The organism is Brevundimonas sp. TWP1-3, from assembly GCF_049896085.1.
Taxonomy (GTDB): domain Bacteria; phylum Pseudomonadota; class Alphaproteobacteria; order Caulobacterales; family Caulobacteraceae; genus Brevundimonas.
In genome coordinates this window covers 1,270,433-1,291,790 of sequence record NZ_JAFCTP010000001.1, presented here as the reverse complement: position 1 = coordinate 1,291,790, position 21,358 = coordinate 1,270,433, and the positions used below count along the sequence as shown (strand labels likewise).

The window sequence follows — 21,358 nt, the reverse complement described above, 5'->3', positions numbered from 1 at the left end:
CTAGAGGTCGAACGACAGCCGGGCGCGCACGCCCTTGTGGGCGCCGTCGAACTCGACGGCCGAGCGAAGGCCAGACGCCATGGCCGAGATGATCTTGCCGCCCAGGCCCGTGCCCTTGGGCGTGCCGTCGCCCATGCCGGGGCCGTCGTCCTCGACCATCAGGGAGACCTTGTTATCGCCCTCGCGGCGCAGATGGATGCGGATTTCGCCGCCCTGCCCCGGCGCATAGGCGTATTTGACAGCGTTGGTGACCAGTTCGGTGACGATGACGCCGATGGACACCGCCTGGTCGGTCGTGACCGACAGGGGTTCGGCGTCCAAGGTCAACTTGGGCGATCCCTCGTCCGGCCCGATGGACTTGGACAGTTCGTCCATCAACCCCACCAGATATTCGTCCATGGCGACGGTGCTCATGTCGCCCGAGGTGTAGAGGCGGCGGTGAACATGAGCGACGGCCTCGATGCGCGCCTGAGACTCGCGTAGCGCATCCCTGGCGCCTTGATCGGTCACGTGTCGCATCTGCAGCGACATGAAGCTGGACACCAGTTGCAGCGAGTTGCCGACGCGGTGGTTCACCTCGCGCAGCATCGCCTCCGCGCGGTCGCGGGCCAAGCGGATTTCCTCCTGCGCCAGGTCGTTCTCACGCTGCAGCCGGCGACGCAGCAGGGCGTCTTCCAGCGCCGAGCGCAACAAGGAGGTGAAGTCCTCGGACACGTCCTTGATGACGTAGTCGGCCGCGCCTGCGCGCAGGGCCGCTACCGCGATCCGCCCATCCTGCGTGCCTGTCACATAGACGACCGGCGGCGGCGCGTTCAGCGCCAGGATGTCGGGCAGGACATCCAGACCATCGCGCGCCGGCATGTAATGATCCAGGGCGCAGATATCGTACTCATGCTGCTGCAACAGCTCCAGCCCCGCGTCCCCGTCGGGGGCGCAGGTAACGGCATAGCCGTGACGCCCCAACTCCTTCTCGACCAGCCGGGACAGGCCCCGGTCGTCGTCGATGTAGAGCAGGCGGATGGCCTGGGGCGTCTCGATCACTCGATCTCCGGCGCCTGGATGACCGACAGGAACAGGCCCAGCTGACGGATCGCGCCGGCGAAGGATTCATAGTCGACCGGCTTGGTGATGTAGACGTTGCAGCCCAGGTCGTAGCAGCGCTGGATCTCGACCTTGTCGTCCGTGGTCGTCAGCACGACGACCGGCGCACGCTTCAGGCGGTCGTTGCCCTTCACCTTCTCCAGAATGTCAGTTCCCGACATATCCGGCAGGTTGAGGTCAAGCAGGATCAGCAGGGGTCCATTGGCCAGAATTTCCTCGCTGAACAGATAGTCCAGCGCCGCGCCGCCTTCGTCGAAATGCTTAATTTCGTTGTTTATATTGGCCCGGCGGATATTCTTTTCGATCAGCTTGGCGTGACCGTGGTCGTCTTCGACCATGATGATTTTGACGGGTTGCGTCACAGCGCGCCTCCGGGTTCAGCTAGGATCAGTCGTTTGGGGAATTTCAGCAGGAAAGTCGAGCCCTTACCCAGCTCGGACTCGATGTCGATCGTGCCCCCGATCCGTCGCACGCTGTTGCGCACGAAGGCCAGGCCCAGCCCCTCGCCCGACCGGTCCTGCTTGCCGGATCGGCGGAAAAGTTCGAAGATCCGTTCGTGGTCGCGCGGCGCAATGCCCCGACCGTTGTCGGCGACCCGGTAGACGACCCAGCCGCCCGGTACGTCCTCGCCCGACACCACGATCTCGCCTGGCCGACTGACGTCCAGATATTTGACGGCGTTGTCGATCAGGTTGCCCATGATCTGCTCCATCGAAATGCGGTCGCTTTCGATTTCGGGCAGAGACTGGACCTCGATGCGAGCGCCAGACGCCTCGGTCTGGTGATGGACGCTGTTGGCGATGTTCTGGGCCATCGCCGTCATGTCCAGCGTCTCCGGCAACAGATTGCGCCGGCCTTCGCGTGACAGTTTCAGGATGGCGTTGATCAGCCGATCCATCTTCTCGGTCGAGGCGCGGATGAAGCCGATGGCCTCGGGCATGTCCTCGCGGACCGCCATGACGACGTCGGGATCGACCGCGCGCGTCTTCTCCGCGTCGGTGATGGACTTGTCGACGATCTTGCCCGCCTGCTCCAGCTCGGAGGTATAGCCCATCACGTTGACCAGGGGCGCGCGCAGGTCATGGCTGACGATATAGGCGAAGCGCTGAATTTCCTCGTTGGCGCGCATCAAGTCGCCGGTGCGTTCGCGGACCTTGTCCTCCAGCCCGGCGTTGGCGGCGTCCAGCGTCGCGCGGGCGGCCTGAAGTTCAGACACGTAGCGCCGCACCATCCACGCCGACAGCAGCGCCAGGACGATCACCAGCAGGCCCGCGATGGCGTTCATCGTCACCGTCAGGACGCCGAACCGCTCGGAGGCCCTACTGCGCTCGGCGATCCGGGTCGATTTGATTGTGTCGAAGTCCTCCACGGCGACGCGCAGCTCATCCATGTAGCGCTTGCCTTCGCCGGACCTTACGGACTGGATCGACTGACCGATCCGCCCCTGCTGCGCCAAGGTCACGGTCCGTTCCATCTCGGCCCACTTGAGGTCCGCCAGACGATGGATACGGTCGATAGGCGCCTTGAGCGTCCGGTCCTGCACCGCACCCTCCTCAAGAAAGACCACGGCCGGCTCCATCTCCGCCCTTGCGTCGCGATAGGGCTGAAGGAAATCGCTGCGGCCAGTCAGCAGAAATCCCCGCTGTGCGGTCTCGGCGTTCAACATGGAAATCAGGATCGTACGCGACGCACGCCGCATCTGCTGCGCGTGCTCGACGGTGCGGTTCACCGACGCCGTCCGCTGGATCATCACGAAGGTCGTCGCATTGACGAGGATCAGCAGCCCGAAGACCAGGATCAGCATGGCCGACATCGATCGCGCGAGCGACGACGTGCGGGTGAAGTCGCGCAATCGCGACCATTGGGATCGGGGGCTTGGGATCATGACGGTGGAGCTTTAGCGGCGTGCTGCGCCGCGTCAAACGTCAAACTGAATCCGCCTAGTTACAGGCGGTTGCTAGACCTGGCCCAGTGTACGCAACCGTGCCTTGGGGTGGATTTCATTCTGGCTCATCACCACGGTCTGCCCCCGGAAGCGTTCGATGATCGACCGGACATAGGGCCGGGTCATCGGCCCGGTCAGCAGCACAGGATTTTCGCCCGTCATGGCGATCCGCTCAAAGGTGTCGCGCACGGCGCGGATGAAGTCCTGAAGCCGCGACGGCGCCATGGCCAACTGCTTGTCCTCGCCCTGCCCGACCAGGCTTTCGGCGAAGGCGTTCTCCCATTCCGGCGACAGGGTGACGATGGGCAGCGCGCCTTCGCCGTCCTTGTTCTGCCAGCAGAGCTGACGGCCCAGGCGGGCGCGGACATGTTCGACCAGGGTGGTGACGCTGGAGCTGTGCGGTGCGGCCTCGGCCAGCCCTTCCAGGATCGCCGGCAGGTCGCGGATCGACACCTTCTCGCGCAGCAGGGCCTGCAGCACCCGTTGCAGGGTAGTGACCGTGACCACGCTGGGGACCAGTTCCTCGACCAGCTTCTTCTCTTCGGCGCCCAGTTCCTTCAGCAGCTTCTGCACCTCCGCATAGGACAGCAGGTCCGCCATATTGTCCTTCAGGATCTCGGTCAGGTGGGTGGTCAGCACCGTCGATGGATCGACCAGGGTGTAGCCCCGGAACGTCGCCTCTTCGCGCATGCCGTCTTCGATCCAGGTGGCGGGCAGACCGAAGGCCGGCTCGCGCATGTGCTCGCCGGGCAGTTCGACCTGACGTCCCGACGGGTCCATCGCCATCAGATGGCCCAGCCGCACCTCGCCCGCGCCGCTCTCCATCTCCTTGATGCGAATGGCGTAGCCCTGGGTCGGCAGGCGCATGTTGTCGAGGATGCGCACCTGGGGAATGACGAAGCCGTATTCCTGGGCCAGCGAGCGTCGAAGGGCGCGGATCTGATCGGTCAGGCGGCGGCCTTCCAGATCGTTGATCAGGCTGAGCAGCGAATAGCCCAGCTCGATCTTGACCTCGTCGATGGTCAGGATGTTGGAGATGGGCTCTTCGACGTCTTCCTTGGGCTTGGCGGCGGCGGCGGTCGCGGCCATCTCGGCCTCGGTCGGTTGCGGCTTCAGGCGGTTACGACCCAGCTTCCAGGCCATGAAGCCCGAGCCGATGGCCAGTGCCGCGAACGGCAGCAGAGGCATGCCGGGGATAAGACCGATCAGGCCGGCCGCGCCCGACACGACGCCCAGCGACACCGGGTTTGTGGCCAGTTGCGTGACCATGGCCTTGTCCGCGGTACCCTCGACGCCGGCCTTTGACACCAGAAAGCCGGCGGCGATGGAGATGATGATGGCCGGAACCTGCGTCACCAGGCCGTCGCCGATGGTCAGCTGGACGTAGGTATTGGCGGCCTCCATCGCCGGCATGCCGTGCGTCAGGGTTCCGATCAGAATGCCGCCGATGGCGTTGATGAAGGTGATGATCAGGCCGGCGACGGCGTCGCCGCGCACGAACTTGGAGGCGCCGTCCATGGCGCCGAAGAAGGTCGATTCCTGCTCCAGTTCCTTGCGGCGGATCTTGGCCTGGTCCTCGGTGATCAGGCCGGACGACAGATCGGCGTCGATGGCCATCTGCTTGCCCGGCATGGAGTCCAGGGTGAAGCGGGCCGACACCTCCGCGATCCGGGTCGACCCCTTGGTGATGACGACGAAGTTCACCACCAGGATGATGGCGAAGATGATCACCCCGATGATGAAGTTGCCCCCCATCATCAGTTGCCCGAAGGCGTTGATCACCTGACCGGCAGCCTCATGGCCTTCCTGACCGTGCGTCAGGATCAGACGCGTCGAGGCCAGGTTCAGACCCAGGCGGAACAGGGTCGAGACCAGCAGAACCGTGGGGAAGATGGCGAAGTCCAGCGGCCGCTTCATCATCACGGCCGTCATCAGAATCAGCACGCTGGACACCAGCGAGAAGGCCAGCAGCAGGTCCAGAAGCATCTTCGGAACCGGCAGGATCAGCAGCATGATCACGCCGATCACGCTCACCGCCATCAGCACTTCGCCGCGGTTGACCCAGCCCAGGACGTCGCGCCCGGTGGGGCGCGCCATGCCGTCCTTCATCATCATGGGCGTTTCAGTCACGGCCCAGCGCCTTCAGTGCGCGACGCGTCGCCTCGGCGATCACGGCGTCGCGCTGATCATCGGTCGCCTCGGGCGCGCCGGTGAAGTAGGCGGCCATAAGAACCGGCGAACCCGACAGCGGCGTCAGCATGCCGATGTCGTTGGTCGCGCCATTGACGCCGGTCCCGGTCTTGTGCGCGACGGTCCATCCCACGGGCGCGCCCGCCTTGATGCGGCTGGGTCCGGTCGGCGAGGCGATCATCCAGCCGCTGATCAGTTGGTCGTGCTCGGGCGTCAGCCTGTCGCTGAACGCCAGTTCACGGATGTTGGCGATGGTTTGGTCCGGCAGGCAGGTGTCGCGCGGATCGTTGGGCAGGGCGGTGTTCAGGTCCGGCTCCAGGCGCGAGATGACGGTGGTGGTGTCGCCGAACGTCGGCCACCAAGAACGCCATACGGCGATTCCACCCATTTCACGGATCAGGATATTGGCCGCCGGATTGTCGCTGACCTCGACCGCCGCCTGCATCAGTTCGCGGATCGTCAGGGTGCGGCCGATGGCTTTTTCGGTGACCGGCGCATGGGGGATCATGTCCGCACGCGTGACGGCGACGGCGCGGTCCAACTGTTCTTCCTCGCGCTGCACCCGCTCCAGCGTGGCGACGGCGAGAAAGGCCTTGAAGGTCGAGCAGAAGGCGAACCGTTCCTGGCCGCGCCAGGACACCCGTCGCTGGCTGCCGACATCCAGGGCCGCCACGCCCAGCCGTCCGCCGTGGCGCTCTTCCAGGTCGTTCAGCAGGAAGGGTTGCGGCGTCTCTTCCGCCTTGGGTTCATCGCGTCGCGGATAGCAGCCGACAAGCGCCAGCGCGCCCGCCCCGCCGATCAGCGTCCTGCGATCGAACCCGGTGGCCATCCTCAGGCCGCGTAACCCGAGGCCGACACGCCGCTCATGGGCGCCGGGATGGCCGTGCCCTCATCGGAATATTCGTTCAGCTTGTTGCGCAGGGTGCGGATCGAGATGCCCAGGATGTTGGCCGCATGGGTGCGGTTGCCGAGGCAGTGGGTCAGGGTGTCCAGGATCAGGGTCTTTTCCATCGCAGCCACCGTCTGGCCCACGAAGCTGCGGGTCACGGCGTCGGCGGCTTGGGCGGCGCGAGCGGCGATGCCCCCCTGCCCGCCATCATAGGCATGGCCCGTCATAGCGCCCGCGCCTTGGCCGGACAGCGGCTGACCGTCCGGCAGGCGGATGGCGTCCACGTCGATCTCGGGACCCGTCGCCAGCAGCACCGCGCGGTGCATGGCGTTCTCAAGCTCGCGGACGTTGCCGGGCCAGCGGTGGGCGGCGATGGCCTGGCGCGCCTGGGCCGAGATCGGGCGAACCGGCACGCCGTTGGCGGCGGCGTATTTCTTGATGAAGTGGTCGGCCAGAACGACGATGTCGCCCGGACGTTCGCGCAAGGACGGCAGGCGCAGGTTCACGACGTTCAGGCGGTACAGCAGATCCTCGCGGAACGTGCCCTCCGCCACGGCCTTGGCGAGATCGCGGTTCGAGGTGGCGATGATGCGGATGTTGACCGAGACCGGCTTGGAGCCGCCGACGCGGTCGATGACCCTTTCTTGGATGGCGCGCAGCAGCTTGGCCTGAAGCCGGGCGTCCATCTCCGAGATTTCGTCCAACAACAGGGTGCCGCCGTCGGCCTCCTCGAACTTGCCGATGCGACGCGCGACCGCGCCGGTGAAGGCGCCCTTCTCGTGGCCGAACAGTTCGGATTCCAGCAGGTTGTCGGGAATGGCGGCGCAGTTGACGCTGATGAAGGGGCGTTCGGCGCGACGCGAATGCTCGTGCAGATACCGGGCCATCACCTCCTTGCCGACGCCGCTTTCGCCGGTGATCAGGATCGAGGCTTCCGAGCGCGCCACCTGGTCGGCCAGCTGCAGCACCGCCTTCATCGACGGATCGGCCGAGATCATCGGCTTTTCGTCATCGGCGACGGCCGACAGGACGGCCGCGATCAGTTCGGCGTCGGGCGGAAGCGGGATGAACTCCTTGGCGCCGGCCTTGATCGCGGCGGCGGCTTCGCGCGCATCGGCGTCGATGCCGAAGGCCACGACCGGGATGGTGATCCGCTCGGCCTCGTTGGCGGCGATCAGGGCGGCGATGTCCAGCTGATAATCGACCATCAGCAGGTCCGCGCCCTGTCCCCGGCGCAGTTGTTCGGTCGCCTGGTCGGCGCGCTCGACGTGGGTGACCTTGGCGCCGTGCGCCATGGCCATCTTCACCGCCGAAGCGAGCTGCCCGCTCAGTCTGCCTACCACCAGAAGACGCATCGTTCTTCTCCCTTAATCTCTAAAATCGGTCGCCTGTCAGGCGCCCGAATCCTCGGTCTTGATGATTTCCGTCATGGTCACGCCCAGTCGGTCATCGACGACGACGACCTCGCCGCGCGCGATCAGGCGGTTGTTGACGAAGATGTCGATCGCCTCGCCGACCTTGCGGTCCAGCTCCAGCACCGACCCCTTGTTCAGCTTCAGCAACTGGGCCACCGACATGTGCGACTTGCCCAGCACAGCCGAGATATTGACCGGCACGTCGAAGACGGTGGCCAGGTCTGCGGCGGTCTTGTCGCCGGCGTCGTCCACGGGCGGCAGGCCCGAAATGCTGGAGAACTCCTCCAGCGCCAAGTCGTCGGATGCCATCAGAACATGCTCCTGTCGACGGGAAGGATTTCGGCGTGTCCGGCCTCGGCTGCGAGGGCGGCGGTCAGCGCCTCAGCGACCCGGTCGGCCGAACCTTGCGGGTCGTGATCGGCGCGGCCATCGGCCCATTCCAGCTGAAATGCCGCGCGCGCCATGTTGGGCTCGTCACGGAACGCGACGACGCCGGTGAACCCGCTGTCGGCGCACGCCCGCTCGATCAGGGCGCGCGCCTCCTCGTCCAGCTCCGACGTGCGCACGACCAGTCGAGGGGAGGCGTCGATCTCCTGGGCCAGCATTTCCAGCGCGGCCTTCAGCGGCGCCTGGGGGAAACGCTCCAGCGCGGCGCCTCCGATGGCGCGGGCGGCGGCCAGGGCCAGGTCGGCGGACTGCTCGCGATGCGCCTGAGCCACGGCCTTCAGCGTCGGCATGGCCGAGGCCACCGACTGGGCGATGCTGCTCAGGGCAATGGCGCGAAGGTTCTCGATCTCGCCCAGCGCTTGTTCGCGGGCCTCCAACCGTCCCTGCGCCACAAGGGCCTCAACCTCGGCCAGCAGATAGGAGCGTTTGGCGGGCTTCCACGCACTGGCGCGCAAGACCGTACCGTCCGCGTCGAACTCCGTGTCGAAGACAAAGGGGCGATGGATCTCTGGGGAATGGGTCATGTCAGTAGATCAACTCATCCTCGGCGCCTTGGCCGGCCAGCATGATGTCGCCCTTGGCGGCCAGGTCCTTGGCGACCTGAACCATGGCCATCTGCGCCGCATCGACGTCCTTCAGACGCACGGGCCCCATCGATTCCATGTCTTCGCGCATGATCTTGGAGGCGCGCTCGGACATGTTGGAGAAGAACATCTCGCGCAGCCCCTCCGAAGCGCCCTTCAGCGCCAGGCCCAGCGAATCCTTGTCCACGCCACGCAGCAGGGTCTGGACGCCGCCGGGATCCAACTTGGACAGATCCTCGAACACGAACATCAGGGCGCGAATGCGCTCGGCCGACTCGCGATTGCGCTCTTCCAGGGCGCCGATGAAACGGGCCTCGGTCTGGCGGTCGAAGCTGTTGAAGATGTCGGCCATCATCTCGTGGCTATCGCGCTTGGACGTGCGGGCCAGGTTAGACATGAACTCGGTGCGCAGCGTCGCCTCGATCTTGTCGAGGATCTCACGCTGCACCGGCTCCATGCGCAGCATCCGCTGCACGCATTCGAGGGCGAAATCCTCGGGCAGGCTGGTCAGGACGCGGGCGGCGTGATCCGAGCGCACCTTGGACAGGATGACGGCGACGGTCTGGGGGTATTCGTTCTTCAGATAGTTGGCGAGGACGGCCTCGTTCACATTGCCCAGCTTGTCCCACATCGTGCGACCGGCCGGCCCCCGGATCTCTTCCATCAGGCCGTCGACGCGATCCTTGGGCAGGAAAGCAGCCAGCAGCTTCTGGGTCTGTTCGTAGCTGCCCATGACCGAGCCGGAGCCCGAAAGACCCGAGACGAACTCGATCATCAGGGCCTCGACGGCCTCGGCGCTGACGCTGCCCAGCGTCGCCATGGCCTGAGAGATTTCCTTGACCTCGTCGTCGTCCAGCCGCTCCCACAGGGCGGTGTGCTCCTCGCCCAGCGCCAGCAGGATGACGGCGGCCTTCTCCGGCCCCGTCAGCTTGTTCGGGTCGTCGATCGCAGACTTCTTGTTGACCAGCTTCGCCATCAGCCTTCGGCCACCCAGGTGCGCAGGATGCCGGCGGCATCATCGGGATGCGCCTGGACGAAGTCGGCGACCTTCTTGACCGAGGACGCCTTCACCTGCCCCTCGATTCGGGCGATGTCGATCTTCTGATCCATTTCGGTGGGGGCAGGCAGTTGAACCAGCTGCGGCTGACCGTCCGCGCCGATCACCGTCGTCGCCACCGTCGTCACCGGCGCGCCGTTGGCGCCCATGACGGCCGGCAGGTTCGTCCCGCCCGAGGCCGTCTTCAGCAGCGGGCGCAGCACGAAGAAGATCAGCAGCAGGGCGACGACCGTCAGTATGCCCAGCTCGACGAAGCGCATGATGTCGTTCTTGGAGAAGTCCAGCAGCGACGACTTGCCCTCCAGACCGCCTGCGATGCCGGTGTCGTGGTTGAAGCGGACGTTGATGACCTCGATCTTGTCGCCGCGCGTCTCGTCGATGCCGGCGGCGGCGGCGACCAGCGACTTGATCTGGGCGATCTCCTCGGCGGTGCGCGGCGCATAGGTCGGCTCGCCCTTGCCGTCGGCGGCGGGCGTCCACTTGCCGTCCACAGCGACGGCCACGGCCAGCTTCTTGACCTCGCCCGGCTCCTTGGTCGTGGTCGTGGTGGTCTTGGAGATTTCGTAGTTGGTGGTCTCGGCGTTTTCCGAGTTGGTCGAACCGGCCGGCGTGGCGCCGGGCGCTGCGCCGCCGGGGATGTTGTTCGTGGCGGTCACGCCGCCGTCGGCTTGGGCGGTGTTGTCAGCGGATTGCGAGCCGTTGGTGGTGGTCGAACGGACCACCTGGCCATCGGGATCGAACTTCTCTTCCTGGGTGGTGGCGCGGCTCTGATCGATGTCGGCCGTCACCTGTACCCGAGCCGAGCCGATGCCCACGACGCCTTCGACGATGTCCTTGATGCGCGCCTGCAGCTGGCTTTCGGTATTGCCCTTGGCCTCGGCGGCGGAGGCCGAGGAGAAGGTTCCGTCGTCGCTGCCGGCGGCCAGGGTGCGGTTGTTCTGATCGGCGACGGTGACGCGGTCCGGCTTCAGGTTCGGCACCGACGAGGCCACCAGGTTACGGATCGCCCGCACCTGATCCGCGCTCAGGTCGCGGCCGCCCAGCCCCACCAGAACGGCGGCGGTCGGATCGCCTGCGGCGGAGGTGAACATCTCGCGGCGCGGCATGGTGATGTGGACGCGGGCGGCGGTGATGCCGCGCATCGACATGATGGTGCGCGACAGTTCGCCCTGCAGCGCGCGCTGCTCGTTCAACTGCTGCTGGAACTCGGTCTGGCCCAGGACGGACTGATTGTCGAACAGCTCGTAGCCGACCGACCCCGAGGTCACGAGACCCTTCTCGGCCACCAGCATCCGCGCCGTGCCCACGTCGTCGCGGTTGACCATGACGGTCGAGCCGTCGCCCTTGGACTTATATTTGATGCCGGCCTGATCCAGGGCGGTGGTGATCTCGCTGGCTTCGCGCAGATCCAGGTTGGAATAGAGCAGCGCATCAGGCGCCTGGCCCATGCGCAGCATGACGGCGACCAGCACGGCGGCCACGCCCGCGGCGACGCCGAGGACCGCGGCCAGACGGCCGATCCCGAACTTCTGCAACGCCGCTGTGAAGCCGCCCACGCGTCCCCGCCCCATACACGCGGGAGACACAAACGCCCCGCTAGGCAGAAAATGCCGCCTGGATGGTAAACGTCGCGTTAAGAGAGGTTACGGTCGCGTCGGCGACCGGGCTTCCAGCTGCGGCAAGACGGCTGGCGCGCACGACGGCAGGGGCGCCTTTGGGTCTCTCAGCCACGACACGACGTCGCGATAGACGATCTCGGCATCCAGATCGCGGTTCAGCAGATGCCAGCCGTTCGGATACCAGGCGGTGCGCAATGTGCCGCCCTCGGCCTCGGCCCGTTGCAAGGCCAGCCGCATCGGCCCCTTCTTCACCACCTCGTCATGGGCGCCATACATCAGGATGGCGTCGCCCCGGATGCGGCCCAGGCTACGCGACGAGGTCTCCATCAGATCGACCAGCCCATAGACGGTGTCGAACCGCGTCGCGAGAATGCTCATCGGATCGCGACCGTTACGGATCAGCTCCAGCGTATTGCTGGAGGCATGGATGTCGCGGGTAATGAACTCGGGCGGCTCCAGCGCCACGTCGCCCAGCGCCCGCGCCGCGATATTCAGCGCCGTGCTGTTCAGCGGCCCTTGCGTGGACCAGCCCCAGACGCCGGGCGCCAGCAGCACGATCCGATCCGCATCCGGCGGGTTATCCGAACCGAAGGCCGCCGCCGTCACCGACCCGCCCATGCTCTCGCCCACCACCGCGATGACGGCGTTCGGATAGCGAGCCCGCGCCATGGCCGTGACCTCGCGCAGATCGTCGGTCATTCTCTGTTCGCCGGCCCACTCGCCCCTGCCCGGCGCTGCCCCGAACCCGCGCTGGTCATAGGACCAGGTCTCGATCCCCTGTTCGGCCCACCATGGGCCGGCCAGACGGAAGCTGGCGTCATGGTCGTTCATGCCGTGCAGCGCCACGATCACCGCCCAGGGCGCGCGATCCGTCGGCCCCCAGCGCAAGTAGGGCAATCGCGCGCCGTCCGACATGACCAGGGCGCGATCCTCGACATGCGCGCCCGCAAACCCCAGCGGCGGCGTCAACGGCGACTGGATATGGGGCGTGGCGCAGGCGGACAGGGCGAGCGCAGCCGCCAGCGGGATCAACTTGGAGAAATGCAAAACCATTGGTCCCACGCATCGCCTCACGAAAGAACTGGGTCCCCGCCTTCGCGAGGACGAGCGGTCGCAGAACTCAGGATCGAACGCACCCGTTCCCGCAAATACGGAACCACCTCCGCCTCGAACCACGGGTTCTTCCTCAGCCAGGCCGTATTGCGCCACGACGGATGCGGCAAAACCAGCAGGTCAGGCGCATAGTCGCGCCACGCCCGCACCGTCTCGGTCATGTTGCGCTTGGCTCGATCCCCCAGCGCCCAGGCCTGGGCATATCCGCCGACCAGCAGGGTCAGCTCCATATGCGGCAGGGCGTCCAGCAACTGCGGCCGCCACAGGTCCGCACACCGTGTCGGCGGCGGATAGTCGCCCCCTTTGGGCACCGTCCCCGGATAGCAGAAGGCCTGGGCCGCCACGCCGATGCGGTGATCGGCGTAGAAGGTCTCGTAGTCCACGCCCATCCAGTCACGCAGCCGGTCGCCCGACGGATCGGTGAACGGAAGGCCGCTTTCGTGCACCCGCCGTCCCGGCGCCTGGCCGCAAATCAGCAGCCGCGTCTCAGGAAAGACCCGCACCACCGGGCGCGGCGTGTGGGGCAGCACGCCCGCGCAGGCGCGACAGGCGCGGATGTCTCTCAGGACCTCATCGAGATCAGTCGTCATCGCCCTCGACGACCGGCGGACGGCGGCTCAGCGCCAGGGCCGTCTCTTCCTCGGTCGCCTGACGCAGGCGCGTCACGCCGCGGACGTGGTCCGGATCGACCGGCTTGCCCTTCTTGGTAATGGTCAGCTTGCCCTGACGCATCAGGCTCAGCGCGATGGCGCGGACCTTGGGCAGCATGCGCTGCCACTGCTCCGGCTGTAGCTCTTTGGCCACTTCGGCGGGCTCAATGCTCTTGCCGGGCTCAAGCGCAGCAATTTTGTTCAGGATTGCGGTTTCGATCGGATCGCTCATTGCGCCTATATGCTGCAACGCACGCCCATAAGTAAGGCCAAGTCTGCATGCCCAAGAAAATCACCATCACAGAGGGCGAGTTCGCCGGCTGGCAGACCTACGATCTGCACGACACCTTCGACACCGTCGTCGGCCCCTTTTACGGCAAACCCGACCCCGACGGTCACATGCGCTGCGCCTTCCGCGCCGAGCAGAAGCACATGAACGCGGGCGGCCGGATGCACGGCGGCTGTCTGATGACCTTCGCCGACATCGCCATGTTCCAGATCGCCTATCAGGAGATGGAGGGCGCCTCGGGCGTCACGGTCCAGCTGGATTCCACCTTCATCGACGGCGGCTATGTCGGCGAACTGATCGAAGCCACCGGTCAGGTCACCAAGGCGGGCAAGAGCCTGATCTTCGTGCGCGGCCAGATCAACACCGGCGAGCGCCTGCTGATGACCTTCTCCGGCGTCATCCGCAAGTTCACGCCGCGCGGCTGATCCGCGCGATACCCGCCATGACAAGAGCGAAGGCGGCGGCGGGCCACAAAGCTGCGAGACCCAGCCAGCCGAACGTCAGGGCGCCCAGCACAGCCCCGAACGTCAAGCCCGCCCATAGCGTCAGATAGTGACGAAAGGCGGATCGGTCCCCACCCCTGACCGCCCCGGCCAGAGCTTGCCCCAGCTTGACCAGGGTTCCGGTCATATAGGTCAGGCTGACCCCGACCTCTCCGTTGCGCAGGAAGACCGAGTTCTCCGCGCCCATGGCCATGACCATCAGGCCTACGGCCGGGGCAGTCAGCCCCGCGCCCGCCGCAGCGGCGGCCAGCGCCAAAAGCAACGCCTCGAACATCAGCACCCGGCTACGCGACCTTGCGTCCTCGCCGCCCGCGACCAGGGCGCCGGCAAAGGATCCCAGCACGAACAGACCAAGCACGGCGGCCAGATGCGCCGCCGCCGGCCAATGTCCCTCGGCCACGCTGGCGGCGAGCCGGGTGGAGTTGCCGCTCATGAAGGAAACGAAGACGCCGCCCAGCTGCAGAAAGCCCAGGCTGTCCACATAGCCCGCCAACCCCGCCAGCAGCAGGGCCAGCCACCGGTCGGACGGCGCCAGGAATCGCAAGGCCGCTTACCCCCCCGCCTTGGCCGGGGGCCGGTAACGGATCATCCGCGCGAACTCCAGGCCGACTACGGCGACGATGTCGGAGATGGTGAACCGGTTCAGGGCGATGAGCTTCCACTTGGTCCGGCGCCGGTCCAGGGTCTTCATGAAGCGTTCCACATTTCGACCACCGCCTGTTCGCGTGCATCTCTGCCGAACAGGTTCGGCTCCGGATATAGCGCGGGCAGATGCGGGTTGGGCGCGCGGTGCGAGCTATAGAGCTTCATGTCGGCCTTCCCGTTGTTTTGGAAATCCTACTATCCGAAGACCGCCGCCGGCATGACCCCGACGATGGCCGCGCTCATGGCTGTGGCCATGAAGCCGGCGAACAGGGCCTTCCAGATCAGGCCCAGCACCTCTTCGCGCCGCTCGGGCATCAGCACCGACAGGCCGGTCACGGTGATGCCCACCGAACCGATGTTGGCGAAGCCGCACAGGGCGTAGGTCATCAGCATCCGCGTGCGCTCGCTGATGGCATCGGCCGGGATTTTGCCCAGGTCGATGAAAGCCACGAACTCGGTCAGGGCCAGTTTGACGCCCAGCAGCCAGCCGGCCTGGCCCGCCTCGCGTGCATCGACGCCGATCAACCAGGCCAGGGGCGTCAGCAGAACACCCAGGATACGCTCGACCGTCAGCGGCTCGCCGAAGACGATGAAGCCGCCCAGCATGACGTTGACCAGGGCCACCAGGGCCACGAAGACGATCAGCACCGCCGAGATGTTCAGCACCACCATCAGGCCGTCGGACGTACCCTTGGAGATGGCGTCGATGGCGCTGTCGTATTTCAGGGCCGAGTCGTAGCTGATCGCCTGGATGGCTTCCTTGTTGGGTTCCGGCACCATGATCCGCGCCAACAGCACGCCGGCCGGCGCCGAGACGATGGAGGCGACCAGCACGTGGCCGGCGGCGTTGGGCAGGGTCTGGGACAGGATGCTGGCGTAGGCGACCATGGTCGAACCGGCGACCGTCGCCAGGCCCACGGTCATCATCAGGAAGATTTCGGACCGGCTCAGCTTGTCCAGATAGGCCTTGATGACGATCGGGCTCTCGATGGTGCCCAGGAAGATGTTGGCCGCCACCGCCAGGGCCGATGCGCCGCCCAGGCCCATGGTGCGCTGGAACAGCAGGCCAAAGCCGCGGATCAGCCACTTCAGGATCTTCCAGTGCCACAGCAAGGCCGACAGGGCCGAGATGACCATGATCAGCGGCAGGACGTTGAAGGCGAAGGTGAACAGGGCGCCTTCGTTCTGGACCGCATAGGGCTGATCGCCGCCGCCCAGATAGCCGAACACGAACCGCGTTCCCTGCGACGTCGCGACCGCCAGGCCGTCGATGGCCCCCGTCACCGCCGTCAGGACGGCGCGCGATCCCGGAATGGCGAACAGGGCCAGGACCAGACCGGCCTGAACCAGGACGGCGCCGATCGCCAGCTTCCATGGGAAGACGCGACGGTTCTCGGAGAACGCCCAGCAGATGGCGATGATGACGACCAGGCCGAACAGGCTCTGGAGGTTCAGAAGACTGAACATGAAAGACGATCCCCACGCCGCGCGCTGCGGCCGTCTGCACGCTTCAAGGACAAGTTGACGCGGCTGGCAAGGGGGACGCGGCCTCAGTCGAGCTTCAGAACCCGATCCAGGCTCGCCGCGCCCGGTCCGCGCGCGATCAGATAGACCAGCGGCCCGGCCCACAGCAGGTGCGTCGGCCAGCCGGTAGGGATGATGAACACCTGAATCACCGCCGTCATCAGCAACAGGCCAATGGCCGCCGGCCGCGTCAGCAATCCCAGAACCAGCAGGATCGGCAGGGCGTGCTCGGCATAGGTCGCCATATGGGCCGCCACGTCGGGCGCCAGCAGCGGCACATGATACTCCTCGGCGAACAGATACTGCGTCGAGGGCGACAGGGTCAGCAAGCCGTCAACCTTGGTGCGCCCGGACAGGAAGAAGGGCGCAGCGATCCCGACCCGCAGCAAAAGGGCCAGCGGCCATTCCGGAACGGCGTCGGTGATGCGCTGCTGAATGCGGGCGATGGCGGTCATGATTTCAGCCTCTGGCGAGCGGGGTTTCGAAGACGCCGATCGCGATCAGACCGGCGAAAAGAGCGGGGACGTCCAGACCGGGCTGAGCCGACTGGGCGCTTAGGGCGGCTGCGCCGAAAGGGCGACCTTTGCGGCAGGCGTCGAGGAAGGCCCATTCGGCGCGGCTCAGGCGCCGCGCGCGAACCTCGGCGTCGGGTCGCTGGATCAACAGGCCTTGCGGCTCCGCGCGCCAGGCCAGTTTAGCGCCTGCCGTCGGATAGCGATGCGCCAGCCACAGCGACGGCGCTGTCCAGTCGAACCAGAACAGACGCACGGACGGATGCAGGCGCGCGGGCATGCCGGTCAGGGCCAGGCCCAGCGTCGCGGCGTGCCGGGCGTCCATCGGCAAGGCGTTCGGCGACAGGTGCGCCTCGGTCCAGGCGCGGTCCAGGCGGGCCATCGGCGCCAGATAGGGCATGTCCCTCGCCGGCTCGAACCGGGCCAGCCAGTCGGGGAAGTCCGCGCCATAGGCGGCCAGCACAGGATCGTCGCCAGGCTGCGCCTCGACGAACTCGCGCGCCGCGGCGCGGAACCAATCGCTTCCGACCATCTGCGACACGGTCGGATAGTTGGCCTCCAGCGCGTCGATCCGACCCTTGACGGCGGTATTGCGATAGACGGCGATGGCGCCCAGCGTCAGTTCGTCCGGCTGCAGATGCGGCCACAGGTCGTCGAACCGTCCGTTCAGCGCGGTCTCGAAGGCGGCGTGAAAGGCGGTCACGCCAGGGCCTCCACCAGCATTAGGGCCTCTGCGGCGCGGGCCTGTTCGCCCAGCAGCTCGGAGAACTCCGGCACGTCGCCGTCGCGTTCGATCAGGGTTGGCCGCCCGCCGATGCGGCCGATCAACCGCTCGTAGAGCCGCCAGACCGCCTCGGCGACCGGGGCGTCGTGACTGTCGATCAACAGGGCCTCGCCCCACACCGGATCGGGCCGATGCCCCGCCAGATGGATTTCTCCGACCAGATTGGCGGGCACGGCGTCCAGCCAGGCCTCGGCCGATCCGCCCATGTTGGCGGCGTTGACATGGACGTTGTTCACGTCCACCAGCAGGCCGCATCCAGCGCGTCGGGCGATCTCGACCAGAAAGTCGACCTCGTCCCATTCATGGGCGGCCATCGGCAGGTAGGCGGTGGGATTTTCGATCAAAATTCGCCGGCCCAGATACGCCTGCGCCTCTTCGACATGGTCGCAGACCAGGGTCAGCATCTCGCGGCTGCGCGGCACGGGCAGCAGGTCGGGGTGATAGACGTTTCCACGCCGCGACCAAGCCAGGTGTTCGGACACCACGAAGGGCTCGAACCGGTCGATCAGGGCGCGGAAACGGGCCAGGTGCGCGCGGTCGGGACGCTCGTCCCCAGCCAGGGACAGGCCGACGCCGTGCAGCGACAGGGGCCGACGCGCACGAATGCGCTCCAGCCAGCTCAGACGCGGCCCGCCGTCGATCATGTAGTTCTCGGGATGCACCTCGAACCACAGTCCGTCCTGCACGCCGTTGAGGCCCCCGACCGCCGGGCAGGCCTCGGCCTCCACATAGTGTTGGGGCTTCAGACCCAGCCCGGCAGTCGGAAAGGCGGACATCAGCGGTTCGCGATCGGGCTCAGCGAACCATTGCCCTTGGGCGTCTGGATCGAGGCGCAGGTGCCCTTGGCGACCAGCTTCCAGGCGTTGCCCTGATAGTCCCGCACCGACGTGCCGGCGCAGGTGGTGCCGGGGCCGGCGGCGCAGTCGTTCTGACCGGCTTTGGCCACGCCGTAGCATTTCTCCATGGCGTTTTCCTGCTGGGCCGTCGGGCGGTTCTGGGCGGCGGCGGCATTGGCGCCGAGGGCCAGAAGGGCGCCGGCGCCGATCATGATTTTGGTGGGAGTATTCATGGGTTCGTCTCCTGGGTGAGGGCCGTCCGAAGCGGAGCGACCTGACAGGAGAGGTTTCGGCGTCGATCCGGCGAAGGTTACGAGAAATATTTTGTCGGATTTCGGCTCCGAACCTGTAACCTCCGTCCTGTCCGGCGCGAATGGGATGCTGCGTGGTCGACAAGGAAGCAGAGCTCAAAAGCCTGATGTTGCGGGGACTCGACGGAGACCCCGTGGCCTGGCGCGCCCTGCTGTCCGCAATGCGCGGCGCCCTGACCCCTTTCTTCAAACGTCGCCTGATCGGTCATGAGGCCGATGCGGAGGATCTCGTGCAGGACTGCCTGATCGCCATTCACGCCAAGCGCGCGACCTATGACCGGTCGCTGCCCTTCACCGCGTGGGCCTATGCGATCGCGCGCTACAAGCTGATCGACCATTTCCGTCGCCTGGGTCGTCGCCACGACGTGCCGCTGGAAGAGGCCTCCGTCCTGCTGGCCGAACATACGGTCGAAGACGGCGTCGTCCGCCGCGACCTGAACAAGGTCCTTTCCATCCTGCCGCTGCGCCAGCGCCGTCTGGTCGAGGACGTTCGCATCGGCGGCTTCAGCCTGGCCGAGGCCGCCGCCCGCAACGGCTTCACCGAGGGCGCGGCCAAAGTCAGCGTCCACCGCTCCATGAAGACGTTGGTCGCCAGCGTGAATCCCGATGAAGACTGAAGACCTGATCGACGCCCTGGCCGCCGGGCTTGAGCCGGCGCAGCCCGCACGGCCCAACGCTGCGCTGCTGGCCGGCGCCGGCTTGGCCGCCGTGACGGCCGTGGCATTGTTGCTGGGGGTGCGTCCGGACCTGACGCAGGCGCTCCAGGCGCCGACGCCGTGGCTGAAGGGACTTTACACCGCCGCCCTGACCACGAGCGCGATCTGGCTGGCGACACGGCTGGGTCGGCCGGGCGTCGATGCCCGGCCTGCAGCGCTTGCCCTGATTTCCGTCGTGGCGGTCGCGGCGCTGTGGGGCGCCGTCGAGATGAGCCTGACCCCGCCTGATGCGCGCATCGCCGGCTGGTTGGGCCAGACCTGGACCATCTGCGGTCGAAACATCGTGCTGGTCTCGGCCTTCGCCGCGCCGCTGGTCTTCCTGTCGGCGCGGCGGCTTGCGCCGACGCGGCCGACGGCGGCCGGTCTTGCGTTGGGTGTGGCGACGGGCGGTATCGCCGCCACCGCCTATGGCCTGCTGCACTGCGGGGAAGCGACGGCGGCCTTCGTCGCTACCTGGTATACGCTGGGCGTCGCGGCCGCCGGCCTGATCGGCGCCGTGATCGGCCGCTTCGCCCTGCGATGGTAGGGCTCAGAGCTGGCCGCGCACCAGCTTGCCGTAGTGGTCCATCAGGTCCAGCGACAGGGCGCCCGGCGTGAAGCGATACTCGCCCACCTCGGCGACCGGCGTCACCTCGACGGCCGTGCCGGTCAGGAAGCACTCGGAGAAGCCCGACAGTTCTTCCGGCAGGATGTCGCGCACCACGACCTCGATGCCCTTCTCGCGGGCGATCTCGATCACGGTCTGGCGGGTGATGCCGTCCAGGATATGCTCGACCTTGGGCGTGTGGATGACGCCGTCCTTGATGAAGAAGACGTTGGCGCCCGTCGCCTCGGCGACATAGCCGCGCCAGTCCAGCATCAGGGCGTCGGCGAAACCGTTACGCTCCGCCGTGTTCTTGGACATGGTGCAGATCATGTACAGACCCGCCGCCTTGGCCGTCGTCGGCGCCGTCGCCGGATCGGGGCGACGCCACTTGGCCCATTCCAGTCTCAGGCCGCGCGCCTTGACCTCGGGGTCGAAATAGCTGGGCCAGTCCCACACGGCGATGGCCAGATGGACCTTGTTGTTCAGGGCCGAAACGCTGGTCTGTTCCGGGCCGAGGTAGGCGACGGGACGCACGTAGCAGTCCGTCAGGCCGTTCTTGGCGCAGGTTTCCTTACACAAGGCGTCGATTTCAGCGACGCTGTAGGGTATCTCGAAATCGAGCAGGTTGGCGGACCGCTTCAGGCGCTCGGAATGCTGCGTCAGCTTGAAGATTTCGCCAGCGTACATACGCTCACCCTCGAAGACCGACGAGCCATAGTGCAGGGCATGGGTCAGAACGTGCGTTTTCGCTTCCCTCCAGGGGACGAAATCGCCATTCACCCAGATCCAGCCGTCACGATCGTCGAAAGGAACGAAGGCCATTGAAATACGTCTCCCGCGAAATTGACGGTGTTAGAGCCTCACGAATCGCTCAGGTCAACGCCCGCAGCGGGGGAAACGTCGCATGAGCATGACGGAATCGCGCTCGCACGGCCGTTCAGGCCCCATCGCCGGCCCCGGCGTGGGCCGCCATCTGCTGATCGTCGACGACGATGATCGCATCCGCGAGCTGCTGAAAGAATTTCTGGCGCGCGAAGGCTACCGGGTCACCGGCGCCGCCCACGCGGCCGCCGCCAAGCGGATGATGGAGCTGATCGAGTTCGATCTGGTCGTGCTGGACGTCATGATGCCAGGCGAAAGCGGGCTGGACCTGACCAGCTGGGTTCGCGGCAAGGCCGAACTGTCCAAGACACCGGTGCTTCTGCTGACGGCGCGCGGCGATCCCGAGGACCGGATCGAGGGCCTGTCGCGCGGCGCCGACGACTATATGTCCAAGCCGTTCGAACCGCGCGAGCTGGTGCTGCGCATCGACGCCATCCTGCGCCGCACCGGCGGCAAGCCGATCGGTCCCAAGGAGGTCAAGCTGGGGACGGCCGTCTTCGACATGGAACGGCTGGAGCTGATCCGCGACGGCGTTCCCCAGCGCCTGACCGAGGCCGAGGCGCAACTGCTCAAGACCTTGGCCCTGCACGCCCACGCTCCGGTCGAGCGGATGAGCCTGTCTCCCGACACCGCCGACATCACCGGCCGCGCCGTGGACGTTCAGGTGACGCGCCTGCGTCGCAAGCTGGAGGTCGACCCCAAGAACCCGCGCTATCTACAGACGGTGCGCGGCGTCGGCTATATGCTGGCGCCCGACTGA

At 66.5% G+C, this 21,358-nt stretch carries 26 protein-coding genes; 4 read left to right on the top strand and 22 right to left on the bottom strand.

Annotated elements, in window-relative coordinates; translation table 11 throughout:
- The 13 genes from ACP693_RS06505 to ACP693_RS06445 form a co-directional block, all read right to left on the bottom strand.
- The gene (locus tag ACP693_RS06505) at positions 1-1,041 is read right to left on the bottom strand and encodes a sensor histidine kinase (protein WP_426018032.1); all 1,041 of its coding nucleotides are present in this window, start codon (positions 1,039-1,041) and stop codon (positions 1-3) included.
- A complete protein-coding gene (locus tag ACP693_RS06500; RefSeq protein ID WP_425982506.1) occupies positions 1,038-1,463 on the bottom strand; it encodes a response regulator in 426 nt (141 codons plus the stop codon). Before ACP693_RS06500 ends, ACP693_RS06505 begins: the two co-directional genes overlap by 4 nt.
- On the bottom strand, positions 1,460-2,905 hold the full coding sequence (locus ACP693_RS06495; RefSeq protein ID WP_426018034.1) for a sensor histidine kinase: 1,446 nt from the start codon (positions 2,903-2,905) through the stop codon (positions 1,460-1,462). The genes ACP693_RS06500 and ACP693_RS06495 overlap by 4 nt, the downstream gene beginning before the upstream one ends.
- 153 nt (positions 2,906-3,058) lie before the next feature.
- A complete protein-coding gene (gene flhA, locus ACP693_RS06490) occupies positions 3,059-5,161 on the bottom strand; it encodes a flagellar biosynthesis protein FlhA (RefSeq protein WP_426019619.1) in 2,103 nt (700 codons plus the stop codon).
- A gap of 7 nt (positions 5,162-5,168) precedes the next feature.
- Positions 5,169-6,065: a class A beta-lactamase gene (bla, locus tag ACP693_RS06485; protein WP_426018036.1), complete on the bottom strand. Its 897-nt coding sequence runs from the start codon at positions 6,063-6,065 to the stop codon at positions 5,169-5,171.
- A 2-nt stretch (positions 6,066-6,067) separates the two neighbouring features.
- Complete coding sequence (locus tag ACP693_RS06480) at positions 6,068-7,480, bottom strand: sigma-54 interaction domain-containing protein (RefSeq protein WP_426018037.1); 1,413 nt, start codon at positions 7,478-7,480, stop codon at positions 6,068-6,070.
- Positions 7,481-7,516: 36 nt separating this feature from the next.
- Positions 7,517-7,849, bottom strand: coding sequence for a flagellar motor switch protein FliN (gene fliN / locus ACP693_RS06475; protein WP_425982496.1), 333 nt, complete (start codon positions 7,847-7,849; stop codon positions 7,517-7,519).
- Positions 7,849-8,511 carry a flagellar assembly protein FlbE gene (locus tag ACP693_RS06470; protein WP_426018039.1) on the bottom strand — a complete coding sequence of 221 codons (663 nt, stop codon included), beginning with the start codon at positions 8,509-8,511 and terminating at the stop codon, positions 7,849-7,851. Before ACP693_RS06470 ends, fliN begins: the two co-directional genes overlap by 1 nt.
- Before the next feature lies 1 nt (position 8,512).
- Entirely contained in the window at positions 8,513-9,547 is a 1,035-nt protein-coding gene (fliG, locus tag ACP693_RS06465; protein ID WP_425982492.1) for a flagellar motor switch protein FliG, read from the bottom strand.
- On the bottom strand, positions 9,547-11,184 hold the full coding sequence (gene fliF, locus ACP693_RS06460; protein ID WP_426018040.1) for a flagellar basal-body MS-ring/collar protein FliF: 1,638 nt from the start codon (positions 11,182-11,184) through the stop codon (positions 9,547-9,549). The genes fliG and fliF overlap by 1 nt, the downstream gene beginning before the upstream one ends.
- Before the next feature lie 87 nt (positions 11,185-11,271).
- Complete coding sequence (locus ACP693_RS06455; protein ID WP_426018042.1) at positions 11,272-12,300, bottom strand: alpha/beta fold hydrolase; 1,029 nt, start codon at positions 12,298-12,300, stop codon at positions 11,272-11,274.
- 17 nt (positions 12,301-12,317) lie between these two features.
- Entirely contained in the window at positions 12,318-12,950 is a 633-nt protein-coding gene (locus tag ACP693_RS06450) for a uracil-DNA glycosylase family protein (RefSeq protein WP_426018043.1), read from the bottom strand.
- Positions 12,940-13,242 (bottom strand): DUF3253 domain-containing protein, encoded by a 303-nt coding sequence (locus ACP693_RS06445; protein WP_346493916.1) that lies wholly within the window; start codon positions 13,240-13,242, stop codon positions 12,940-12,942. The genes ACP693_RS06450 and ACP693_RS06445 overlap by 11 nt, the downstream gene beginning before the upstream one ends.
- Positions 13,243-13,289: 47 nt before the next feature.
- Here ACP693_RS06445 and ACP693_RS06440 point away from each other — a divergent pair, with 47 nt between their 5' ends.
- The gene (locus ACP693_RS06440) at positions 13,290-13,724 is read left to right on the top strand and encodes a PaaI family thioesterase (protein ID WP_017504495.1); all 435 of its coding nucleotides are present in this window, start codon (positions 13,290-13,292) and stop codon (positions 13,722-13,724) included.
- Here ACP693_RS06440 and ACP693_RS06435 read toward each other — a convergent pair.
- The 8 genes from ACP693_RS06435 to ACP693_RS06400 form a co-directional block, all read right to left on the bottom strand.
- On the bottom strand, positions 13,708-14,346 hold the full coding sequence (locus ACP693_RS06435; protein ID WP_426018047.1) for a YoaK family protein: 639 nt from the start codon (positions 14,344-14,346) through the stop codon (positions 13,708-13,710). The genes ACP693_RS06440 and ACP693_RS06435 overlap by 17 nt on opposite strands.
- 6 nt (positions 14,347-14,352) lie before the next feature.
- The gene (locus tag ACP693_RS06430; protein WP_426018050.1) at positions 14,353-14,493 is read right to left on the bottom strand and encodes a hypothetical protein; all 141 of its coding nucleotides are present in this window, start codon (positions 14,491-14,493) and stop codon (positions 14,353-14,355) included.
- Positions 14,490-14,612 (bottom strand): hypothetical protein, encoded by a 123-nt coding sequence (locus ACP693_RS06425; protein ID WP_426018052.1) that lies wholly within the window; start codon positions 14,610-14,612, stop codon positions 14,490-14,492. Before ACP693_RS06425 ends, ACP693_RS06430 begins: the two co-directional genes overlap by 4 nt.
- A 30-nt stretch (positions 14,613-14,642) precedes the next feature.
- Entirely contained in the window at positions 14,643-15,914 is a 1,272-nt protein-coding gene (locus ACP693_RS06420) for a NupC/NupG family nucleoside CNT transporter (protein ID WP_426018054.1), read from the bottom strand.
- Positions 15,915-15,997: 83 nt separating this feature from the next.
- On the bottom strand, positions 15,998-16,426 hold the full coding sequence (locus tag ACP693_RS06415) for a DoxX family protein (RefSeq protein WP_426018056.1): 429 nt from the start codon (positions 16,424-16,426) through the stop codon (positions 15,998-16,000).
- Between the two features lie 4 nt (positions 16,427-16,430).
- A complete protein-coding gene (locus tag ACP693_RS06410) occupies positions 16,431-17,186 on the bottom strand; it encodes a putative DNA-binding domain-containing protein (RefSeq protein WP_426018058.1) in 756 nt (251 codons plus the stop codon).
- Complete coding sequence (locus tag ACP693_RS06405; RefSeq protein WP_426018060.1) at positions 17,183-18,043, bottom strand: DUF692 domain-containing protein; 861 nt, start codon at positions 18,041-18,043, stop codon at positions 17,183-17,185. Before ACP693_RS06405 ends, ACP693_RS06410 begins: the two co-directional genes overlap by 4 nt.
- On the bottom strand, positions 18,043-18,336 hold the full coding sequence (locus ACP693_RS06400; protein ID WP_346493928.1) for a DUF2282 domain-containing protein: 294 nt from the start codon (positions 18,334-18,336) through the stop codon (positions 18,043-18,045). Before ACP693_RS06400 ends, ACP693_RS06405 begins: the two co-directional genes overlap by 1 nt.
- Positions 18,337-18,476: 140 nt before the next feature.
- On the opposite strand from ACP693_RS06400, the gene ACP693_RS06395 reads away from it, so the two are divergent.
- Both ACP693_RS06395 and ACP693_RS06390 read left to right on the top strand, forming a co-directional pair.
- Positions 18,477-19,031, top strand: coding sequence for a sigma-70 family RNA polymerase sigma factor (locus tag ACP693_RS06395; RefSeq protein WP_426018062.1), 555 nt, complete (start codon positions 18,477-18,479; stop codon positions 19,029-19,031).
- Positions 19,021-19,656: an NrsF family protein gene (locus tag ACP693_RS06390; protein WP_426018064.1), complete on the top strand. Its 636-nt coding sequence runs from the start codon at positions 19,021-19,023 to the stop codon at positions 19,654-19,656. Before ACP693_RS06395 ends, ACP693_RS06390 begins: the two co-directional genes overlap by 11 nt.
- Positions 19,657-19,659: 3 nt before the next feature.
- Here the strand turns inward: ACP693_RS06390 and ACP693_RS06385 are convergent, their stop codons facing one another.
- On the bottom strand, positions 19,660-20,538 hold the full coding sequence (locus tag ACP693_RS06385; RefSeq protein ID WP_426018066.1) for a branched-chain amino acid aminotransferase: 879 nt from the start codon (positions 20,536-20,538) through the stop codon (positions 19,660-19,662).
- Between the two features lie 88 nt (positions 20,539-20,626).
- Between ACP693_RS06385 and ACP693_RS06380 the strand changes: the two genes are divergently transcribed.
- Positions 20,627-21,358, top strand: a complete 732-nt coding sequence (locus ACP693_RS06380) for a response regulator (RefSeq protein ID WP_409714001.1) — start codon at positions 20,627-20,629, stop codon at positions 21,356-21,358.